Here is a 9370-nt window from a genome sequence, read left to right as displayed (position 1 = left end):
CTGCAGTCTCGTGGGCTCGGAGATGTGTATAAGAGACAGAGCCCATCCCGCTGGACGATGACGAGTGGTACCAATCCGGTTGTGGCGCCGCGGTACCCATCGTCGTCTCGTACTTCTTGGCCCACAGCGCCGCGGCGCCCGCCGCGACCGCGAACGGAACGTAGGCCGAGTAGAGGTCCTTGCGCGCGCCGAAGTCGAACCGCGCCTCGGCCGAGTCTGTGGTCAACATGCGGTGGAAACCCCCTGCACGCGACCATAGTTCGCGACCCGCCTCGGTTCGCCGTGTGCCGACGCCGGCGGCCCACGATCCGATCGACAGCAGGAAGAACGCCGCGAACGGCAACGCCCACATCGTGGTCGGGAACAGCCAGCGGAAGACGGCGCACAGCATGAGCAGGAACGCGATCGCGTTCGCGGTCCGAAGCCACAGTTCCTTGCTGCGCTTGACGAGCAGCTTGTTGTCGAAGGCCCAGTTCTGTACGGCCTTGGCCAGATCGGTCTTGGCCTTGTTGAGCTTCTGCCCCGACTTGACGGTCTTCTTCGCCTCGAACTCGCTTCCGGGATGCAACAGCTTCAACACCGATCCGACGGTCACGCTGACCGGATCGACGTCGGCCCATGCGCCGTGTTCGGCGATGCTGCGGATCTTCCAGTGTTGGGCGCTGACCTGGCGGAGTTCGATCAGACCCCGTTCGGCGAGGTAGAACAGCGTCGCGGTGAGTGCCTGTTTGGGCACCGCCTCGGTGCGGATGTACTCGGTCTGCACCGGGCCGAGCCCCTGGGGCGGCGCGTACTGCAGCGGGAAACCGGGCGACGGTTCGACCGTCGTGCGGTACCACAGCAGGGCCGCCAGTCCGGACGCGACGGTGAGCCCCGCGACCCACAGCACTCCGGTCAGCGACCGCCCCAGCACCCGATCCCACTTGTAGCTCCACGGCAGTTCGACTCGTGGCGGTGCCGGCACGTCCACGCTTGCGCGCACCGTCACCGGTGTGCGTGGCGGCAGGTTGCGCGCCGAGAACGTGACCCTGTGCCCCGTCGTCGTCAGACCCTGACACGGTCTGCCGACGCCGTAGCCAACCGAACACTGCACGGCGGGAACGTCTCCGGGGAGACGGACCGAGATGTCGGCGTGTTCGATCCTGTTGTTCCAGGCCGGCGCGATCACGTTCCAAAAGAACACCGAACCTGTGTCTGCGGGCTCACCCGTCGAGCTGGCGAACCGGCGGTCGGCTCCGGTGGTGCCGGGGTCCAGCACGCCGTCGACGGAGTAGCGGATTTCGTACACGTGCTCGCCGTAGCTGAGGTAGCTGTCGGGGTCGCCGATCTTGGCGACCAGGAACCGCTCGTCGCCCTCCCACAGCATCTGGTAGGGCACCGAGTCGCCGTCGAGCAGAATCGATTTGATGTCCGGTACCTGGCGGACGCGTGGGCTGTTGGGGTTGGTCACGTCCCAGTACCGGAAGATCCCATGCCGACTGGTGGGGAAATCCGCGGTGATGGTCTCCACGGCGCTTAGCCGGCCCTGCTCGTCGACGACGAAATCCACCTTGTAGTTCGTGATGACGACGGGGTCGTCGGCGGCGGTGGCGTCCGAGCCGCCGGCGGTGAACACCAGGGGCCACAGCACCGCAAAGGCCAACACCAGCAACGTGAACACCCACGCGAACAGCCGACGCATGCGGACCTCCTGTTGCGTGCGACCCCGGTTTTCGGGTTCACCCTAAGTGCAACGCGCCGATTTCGACGTGAACTCGCCGGTGATCGTCCTGTTGACCACTGGGCCGGGGCTCACCACGAGCCGCCCCCTCCCCCGCCACCACCGAAGCCGCCACCGCCGCTGAAGCCGCCGCCGAAACCGGTACCGCTGAACCCGCCACCGCCTGTGCTGCCGGGACGACTGGGATGCCGTGTAGGCGCTGATCGACGACGACAACGCCGATTCGAAGCTGTCGAAGCCATCGAAGCCCCCGAAGCCGGCGCCGCCGTAGGTGTAAACGGCACCGGTGGTCGAGGTGGTGTGGTACCAATCCGGCTGCGGCGCGGCCGAACCCGTATCGGCCTTGTATTTCTTCGCCCACGCCGCCGCGGCGCCCGCGGCCACCGCGTAGGGAACATACGCCGAATACCGGTCGCTACGGGCCCCGAAATCGAACCGCGCCTCGGCCGAATCGGTGGTGAGCATGCGGTGGAAACCGCCCGCGCGCGACCACAGTTCGCGGCCCGCCTCGGTCCGGCGGGTACCCACGCCCGGGGCCCACGACCCCAGCGTCAGCAGGAAGAACGCCCCGAAAGGCAACGCCCACGAAGTGGTCGGGAATCCCCAGCGGAACACGCCGAACGGGATGAGCAACAACGCGATCACGTTCGCCGCGCGCACCCACAGTTCGCCTCGCGCCTTGACCAGCAGCGTGCCGTCGGCCCATTTCTCGACGGCCTTGGTCATGTCGGCCTTGGCCTTGGCGAGCTTCTCTCCGGACGCGCGGTCTCGTTCGCTTCGAACTCTTCGCCCGGGCTCGTCACCCTCAGCGCCGACCCGACCGCGACGCTGACCGGATCGACGTCGCGCCAGGCCACGCGCTCGGCCTGACCGCGAATGCGCCAGTGCCCGTTGGTCAACTGGCGCAGCTCGATCAACCCGCGTTCGGCGAGATGGAACAGTGTCGCGGTGAGGGCCTGTCTGGGCACCGCCTCGGCGCGGATGTACTCGGTCTGAACCGGGCCGAGCCCCTCTGGGGGCGTGTACTGCAACGGGAATCCGGGCGGTCGTTCGACCGTGCTGCGATACCACGCCAGACCCGCCAAGCCCGCCGCCGCGGTGAACGCCGCGATCCACCACACACCGGACAGTGACTGCCCGAGAACGCCATCCCATCTGGGTGTCCACGGGACCGTGGCGCGCGGGGGCGTCGGCACGTCGACGTCCGCGAGAATCGTCACCGGTGTCCGCGGGGCCAGATGCCGGGCCGACAGTCGCACCGTCGTGCCGTCGATCGTCAGGTTCTCGCACGGTGTCCCCACGCCGTAGCCGACCGAACACTGCACCCGGGGAACCTCACCGGGAAGGGCGACCGAGATGTCGACCTTGTTGATCGCGTTGTTCCACGCGGGGGCGATCACGTTCCAGTAGAAGACCGAATCGGCAGGTGCGCCGCTGGTATTGGGATCGAGGACGCCGTCGATGGAGTACCGGATCTGGAAGACCTGCGTGCCGTTCAGCGTGCGGTCGGGATCGCCGATCTTGGCGACGCGGAAGCGCCGACCGTTCTCCCAAAGCATCTGATATGGAACGCTTTTCCCGTTCAGGGAGATCGATTTGATCTCGGGGATCTGGCGTACATGGGTGTCGTTGGGGTTGGTGACGTCCCAATAGCGGAAGATTCCGTGCCTGCCGCTGGGAAACGACGTGGTGATGGTTTCGACGGCCTCCAGCCGGCCGTCGGCGTCGATGACGAAATCCGCGTCGTAGTCGGTGATGACGACCGGATCTTCGGCGGGGGCGGCATCAGAGTCGCCGCCGGTGAAGATCACCGGCCACAACACCCCAAAGGCCAACAACAGCAGAGTGATTGCCAACTCGAGCCGCCGACGCACGTGAACCTCCTGTCGCCAGGTCGGTGTCCGGATCACCCGATGTGCAGCGGGTCGATCTGGACGCGGACCGGCTGTTGGTCGTGACGGGCGCTGAGCACGGCGGTGGCCCGGCGCAGGGCCGAGGATAGGGCCAGCCCCGTATCGCGCGGAACCCGCAGCAGCATCCGGATCACCGTTGCGTCCGGCGGCAGCCCCGGTGGGCGGCGAGCGCCGACCGGCAGTTCCACCGGACCGAGTTGTTCGGCAAGGTCGGGGAGGTCGGCGCTGTCGAGCAGCGCGTGCACCGCCTCGGGGATCCCGTCGATCGCGGCCATGTGCACGGCGGGCGGGAGGCCGACTTCGGCGCGGGCGTTCAGTTCGGCGTCCGCGTGCCCGACGGGGTCCCAGCGGATCAGTGCCTGCACGGTAGGGATCGCGGATTCGGCGACCGCGGCGATCACTCCGCCGTCGCTGCGGCTGCGCACCAGGGCGCCCGCGGCCATCCAGCGGCGCAGGGTGTCCTCGGCCGCCCGCAGGTCCTGGCGGCCGAGTAGCGCCCAGCTGTCCAATAGCAGCGCGGCCCCGTAGCCGCCGGCGGCCACGGGTTCGGCGCCGGGCGTCGCCACTACGACCGCGGGGCGCTGGGGCACCTCGCCGACCATCGCGTCGCCGCCGGACGTGATGACCGTCGTACCCGGGAAGGCGCGGCCGAGTTCCTCGGCGGTGCGCCGGGCGCCGACGACCACCGCCCGCACCGCGTCCGAGCCGCAACGGGCGCAGCGCAGCGACGCGTGGGCGCGGCCGCACCACCGGCACACCGCGCCCGCGGCGTCGCGGTCGGGCAGCGACAGGGGGCCGGTGCAGTGCCGGCACCGGGCGATGGTCCGGCAGCGCGCACACGCGAGGGCGGGCACGTAGCCGCGCCGGGGCACCTGCACCAGCACGGGGGCGCCGGACTCCAGCGCCTTGCGCGCGGCCTGCAGCGCCATCGACGGGAGCCGGGCCGTCCGGGCGGCCGGGTCGCGTTCCTGTTCGAAACCGCTGTCCTCGAGGGCGACGACGCGCGGTGAGGCCGCGCGCACCACAGGCCGCAGCGCCACCAGATCGTGGGCCCAGCCGCTGCGCACCAGCGCCTGGGCCTCGGCGGTCCTGGCGTATCCGCCGATCAGCGCGGCGCAGCGGAGTTGGTGCGCGCGCAGCATGGCCACCTCGCGGGCATGCGGATACGGCGCGCGGGGCTCGGCGAGCGTGTCGTCGCCGTCGTCCCACACCACCACCAGGCCCAGGTCCGCGACCGGGGCGAACACCGCGCTGCGGGTGCCGATCACCAGCCGGGCGCTGCCGCGCAGCACCGACAGCCAGCGCCGATACCGTTGCGCGGGGCCCAGTCCGGCCGACAACGCCACCACCAGGTCCTCGTGGAGCAGGCGGAGCGCCGCGGCATGCACGGCGTCGATATCGCGTTGGTCCGGCACGATCACCAGCGCGCCCCGGCCCGCGTTCACCATCACCGCCGCGGCTTCGGCCAGCCGATCGGCCCAGGCCTCCCCGGGCAGCGCCTGCCACACCGCGCGGGCGGCGCGTCCGCCGGTCAGCGCCGCGACGAACTGCTCCCCGCGGCCGTAGGAGTTCCAGGCCGTGGTGTCGACCGGGCGGGGCTCGGCCGCCGTCGGCTGCGGCGGGTCCTGCTTCTCGACGCGCGCGTGGCGCGGCGGGACGGCCAGCCGCAGCACGTCGGCGCGGGTGCCGGCGTAGCGGGCCGCGACGGCGTCGGCCAGCCGGCGGATGTCGGGCGTCAGCACCGGTTCGGGTGAGACCACGCGATCGAGCCAGCCGAGCTTGCCGACGTGGTCGGTGTCGGACCGCCGTTCCAGAACGAACGCGTCGACCAGCCGTCCGTGGAACCGCACCCGCACACGGACGCCGGGCTGGGCGTCGTCGGACTGCTCGGCCGAGACCAGGTAGTCGAATTCGCGGTCCAGGTGCGGCACCGTCAGCATGGGCAGCACCCGCGCGACCGGTTCGTGCTCGGCTGGCTGTCGGGTGGCGCCCGGGCGGGCCGGGCCGTCGGGTGCCGTCACGCAGACGTGGTAGCAGACGACACCGACGCCCTGCCGAAGAAGAACCCGGCGGTGATGAGCAGCAGTGAGGCGGCGTACACCCACCAGATCGGCACCGCGAGGGCCTCGGAACCGAGCACGAACTTGCCGATCCCGATCATCGCGTCCGACACCGCGAAGCACACCGCGCCCAACGCCGTCCACGGCGTGGGCAGCCGGGCCATCAGCGCCGCGCACACCATCGCGCCCAGCACGGTGATGTACAGCGTGACCGGGACGGCCATGCCGTCGGCGACGAGTCGCGGCCAGAACCACACCAGCAGCGCCAGGCAGGCCGCGACCGTGATTGCGGCCGCGGCCAAGCGTGGCGCCGAGCGGGTGACCAGTGGCCACAGCGCGGCCAGGAAGCACAGGTGCGCGACGAGGAAGGCGCCCAGCCCCAGCACAAAGGACGGCTCCCACCACGGCAGCGCCAGCAGGAAATCACCCGCGGCCGAGAACACCAGCGCGGCCACCAGCCAGCGTCGTTCGCGGGCGACCGGATGCGTCAGCGCGGCCACGGCCAACAGCACGGCCGCGGCGGCCTTGACTGCGGGCTGCAAGGTGAACTGGCCGGTGAGCTCGGCACCGGCGGGAACACGTACCGCGGTGACGATCAGAAACACTCCGTAGCAGGCAGCGACGACGGCCGCGGCTACCCACAGAATCCTGGTGCGCGGGTGAACGTACGGTGTCTCCATGTCTGTCGCTGAAGAGAAGCCGGCTGTCGACGCCATTCTGCTGAAGGTACTGGAGGCGGTCCCGTTTCAGTTGACAACCGACGGCGGTCCGCAGGCCGCGCGGGAGCGGTTCAACGCGTTGCCCCGGGTCGAGATCCTGCCCGAGGTGCGCGCCGAGGACCGCGCGGTGGACGGGCCCGGCGGCCCGATCCCGGTGCGGGTGTACCGGCCGCCGACCGAAACCGAGGCGCCGCCGCCGGTCGTGCTGTTCTTCCACGGCGGGGGCTGGTCGGTCGGTGACCTCGACAGCTACGACGGGACGGCCCGACGGCACGCGGCCGACGCCGATGCCGTTGTGGTCTCGGTCGACTACCGGCTGGCGCCCGAGCACCCCTACCCCGCCGCCGTCGACGACGTATGGGCGGTGACGCAGTGGGTGGCCGAGCACGCCGACGAGTTGGGGGTCGACGCGTCGCGGCTTGCGGTGGCCGGTGATTCGGCGGGCGGCAACCTCGCCGCGGTGGTGGCGCAGTTGGCGCGCGAAAGCGGGCCGGCGATCCGCTTTCAGCTGCTGTGGTATCCGGCGACGACGTGGGACACCTCGTTGCCGTCGTTCGAGGAGAACGCCGACGCGCCGATCCTGAATCTCGCTGCGATAGGCGGGGTTTCGCGGTGGTACGTCGGCGACATGGATCTGTCGGACATGCCGGCGACGCTGGCGCCCGCGCGTGCGAAGGATCTGAGCGGCCTGCCGCCGGCCTACATCGCCGTCGCGGGGCACGACCCGTTGCGCGACGACGGCGCCAGATACGCCGAGTTGCTGTCGGACGCGGGCGTTCCCGTCGAACTGCACAACGCCGCGACGCTCGTCCACGGCTACCTCGGCTACGCCGGCGTCGTGCCCGCCGCGACCGAGGCCGCCGAACGGGGATTGCGGGCGCTGCGCACCGCGTTACACGCTATGTGAACACAACGAAATCCACCGACATCGTCCACGCCTTCTGGGACGAGGTCTGGAACGCTCACGACCCAGCCGCGGCAGACCGTTTCGTGGTCGACGGCTTCGTGATCGTCACCGGCGGCGAGACCGTGCGCGGCCGCGAGGAATTCAAACGCTGGATCGCCGACTTCCTCGGCAAGGTCGACGATTTGCACCTCGAGGTGGCCGAGTCGTTCGAGAACGCCGACGGCAGCCGGGTGGCGTCGCGGTGGCTGTTGACCGGCAAGAACAACGGCTATCTCGGGAGCACGCCCGACGGCAGCGACATCGCCATGACGGGCACCGCCGTGTGGGCGGTCGGCGAGGACGGCAAGCTGCTCGCCAACTGGGTCGAGCGCAGCGCTTGGGAGTTGTCGCAACGGCTGACCAACGGGGGTACCGTGATCGGGACGTGAGAACACGGGAGGCCCTATGACAGTGCCCGATCACGACACCCTCATCGTCGGCGCCGGCTTCTCCGGTATCGGCGCCGGGATCAACCTCGACAAAGCCGGTCTCGGTGACTACCTGATCGTCGAGGCCGGAGAAGGTCCCGGCGGCACCTGGTACTGGAACACCTATCCCGGTATCGCCGTTGACATTCCGTCGTTCTCCTATCAGTTCTCCTTCGAGCAGAGCCCGGAGTGGACCCGCACGTACGCGCCGGGACACGAGTTGCGCGCATACGCCGAGCACTGCGTCGACAAGTACGGGCTGCGTCCCAAGATCCGCTTCAACACCAAAGTGCTCGGCGCTGTGTTCGACGACGACGAGAGCATGTGGCGGATCGAACTCGACTCCGGTGAGGTCGTCACCGCGCGGTTCCTGATCAACGCGTGCGGCGTGCTGATCACGCCGAAACTGCCCGACATCGACGGCGTGGACTCGTTCGCCGGGGTCACGATGCACACCGCGCGCTGGGACCACGGGCAGGACCTGACCGGTAAGCGGGTCGCGGTCATCGGCACCGGAGCATCGGCGGTGCAGGTGATCCCCGAGATCGCGCCGATCGTCAAGCAGCTCAGCGTTTTCCAGCGCACACCGATCTGGTGTTTCCCGAAGTTCGACGTGCCGCTGTCTCCGACTGCGCGGCGGATGATGCGGCTGCCCGGCGGGCACGTCGTGCAACGGCTACTCAGCCAGGCCTACGTCGAGCTGACGTTCACGCTGCCCGCGCAGTACTTCACCATCAATCCGATGGCCAAGAACATGTCCAAGGTCGGCGAGGCGTATCTGCGCAAGGAGGTCGACGACCCGGAGGTCCGCGACAAGCTCACGCCGCGATATGCGGTCGGGTGTAAGCGGCCCGGCTTCCACAACACCTACCTGTCGACGTACAACCGCGACAACGTCGAATTGGTCACCGAGCCGATCGACAAGATCACCGGCTCGGGTGTGGCGACCGCCGACGGTATGACCCGCGACATCGACGTGCTGATTCTGGCCACCGGGTTCAGGGTGATGGACGCCGACGACATGCCGACCTATCCGGTCACCGGCTCGAATGGCCGGTCGTGGAGCCAACACTGGCAGGAGAACCGGCTGCAGGCCTACGAAGGGGTGAGCGTGCCGGGCTTTCCGAACTTCTTCACGGTGTTCGGCCCCTACGGCTACGTCGGCTCGTCGTACTTCGCGCTGATCGAGACCCAGACCCACCACATCGTGCGCTGCCTCAAGCACGCCCGGCGCAAGAACGCGCGTCGCGTGGAAGTGACGCAGGAGGCCAACGACCGCTACTTCGCGGAGATGATGCGCAAGCGTCATCGCCAGATCTTCTGGCAGGAGAGCTGCCAGCTGGCCAACAGCTACTACTTCGACAAGAACGGCGATGCGCCCCTGCGCCCGACCACCACGCTCGAGGCCCTCTGGCGCAGCCGCCGCTTCCCGCTAAGGGACTACGCGTTCAGCTCCTGAGGGGGTCTCTTCTCCTCGCGAGCAGACGCAAAACTGCCCGATTTCGCGCGGCGGTTTCTAGTGCTCTAAGCAACAGCTGTCGGTGTGGACGGGTTGGAGAGTAGTTCGTCGAGTGCTTCGGCNGG

General features: G+C 69.2%; 6 protein-coding genes and 1 pseudogene. 3 read left to right on the top strand and 4 right to left on the bottom strand.

What is annotated here, in order from left to right; translation table 11 throughout:
* The 4 genes and pseudogenes from A5752_RS00855 to A5752_RS00840 form a co-directional block, all read right to left on the bottom strand.
* Positions 1 to 1681, bottom strand: a 1681-nt coding sequence (locus A5752_RS00855; protein ID WP_067080610.1) for a DUF2207 domain-containing protein, incomplete at its 3' end; no start/stop codon positions are given.
* Positions 1682 to 1791: 110 nt separating this feature from the next.
* Positions 1792 to 3594, bottom strand: a pseudogene (locus tag A5752_RS00850) (DUF2207 domain-containing protein).
* Positions 3595 to 3626: 32 nt separating this feature from the next.
* Entirely contained in the window at positions 3627 to 5573 is a 1947-nt protein-coding gene (locus tag A5752_RS00845; RefSeq protein ID WP_197500510.1) for a primosomal protein N', read from the bottom strand.
* A gap of 77 nt (positions 5574 to 5650) precedes the next feature.
* Entirely contained in the window at positions 5651 to 6373 is a 723-nt protein-coding gene (locus A5752_RS00840; RefSeq protein ID WP_067080605.1) for a lysoplasmalogenase, read from the bottom strand.
* On the opposite strand from A5752_RS00840, the gene A5752_RS00835 reads away from it, so the two are divergent.
* Genes A5752_RS00835 through A5752_RS00825 form a run of 3 tightly spaced genes read left to right on the top strand, consistent with a single transcriptional unit; the run spans position 6372 to position 9245 of the window.
* The gene (locus tag A5752_RS00835) at positions 6372 to 7319 is read left to right on the top strand and encodes an alpha/beta hydrolase (protein ID WP_067080602.1); all 948 of its coding nucleotides are present in this window, start codon (positions 6372 to 6374) and stop codon (positions 7317 to 7319) included. The two genes, A5752_RS00840 and A5752_RS00835, sit on opposite strands and share 2 nt — an antisense overlap.
* Positions 7316 to 7747 carry an ester cyclase gene (locus A5752_RS00830; protein ID WP_067080599.1) on the top strand — a complete coding sequence of 144 codons (432 nt, stop codon included), beginning with the start codon at positions 7316 to 7318 and terminating at the stop codon, positions 7745 to 7747. Before A5752_RS00835 ends, A5752_RS00830 begins: the two co-directional genes overlap by 4 nt.
* 16 nt (positions 7748 to 7763) lie before the next feature.
* Complete coding sequence (locus A5752_RS00825) at positions 7764 to 9245, top strand: flavin-containing monooxygenase (protein ID WP_067080596.1); 1482 nt, start codon at positions 7764 to 7766, stop codon at positions 9243 to 9245.
* Positions 9246 to 9370 lie beyond the last annotated feature (125 nt).

Source organism: Mycobacterium sp. 852002-51961_SCH5331710, assembly GCF_001665535.1.
GTDB lineage: Bacteria > Actinomycetota > Actinomycetes > Mycobacteriales > Mycobacteriaceae > Mycobacterium.
Note: the sequence above shows the minus strand (reverse complement) of the source record. Positions and strands in the feature narration are given on the sequence as shown.

Excerpts from the sequence above, each read along its gene's own strand:
- A5752_RS00845 (WP_197500510.1), bottom strand. The coding sequence starts at position 5,573 with ATGCTGACGGTGCCGCACCTGGACCGCGAATTCGACTACCTGGTCTCG.
- A5752_RS00835 (WP_067080602.1), top strand. The coding sequence starts at position 6,372 with ATGTCTGTCGCTGAAGAGAAGCCGGCTGTCGACGCCATTCTGCTGAAG.
- A5752_RS00840 (WP_067080605.1), bottom strand. The coding sequence starts at position 6,373 with ATGGAGACACCGTACGTTCACCCGCGCACCAGGATTCTGTGGGTAGCC.
- A5752_RS00825 (WP_067080596.1), top strand. The coding sequence starts at position 7,764 with ATGACAGTGCCCGATCACGACACCCTCATCGTCGGCGCCGGCTTCTCC.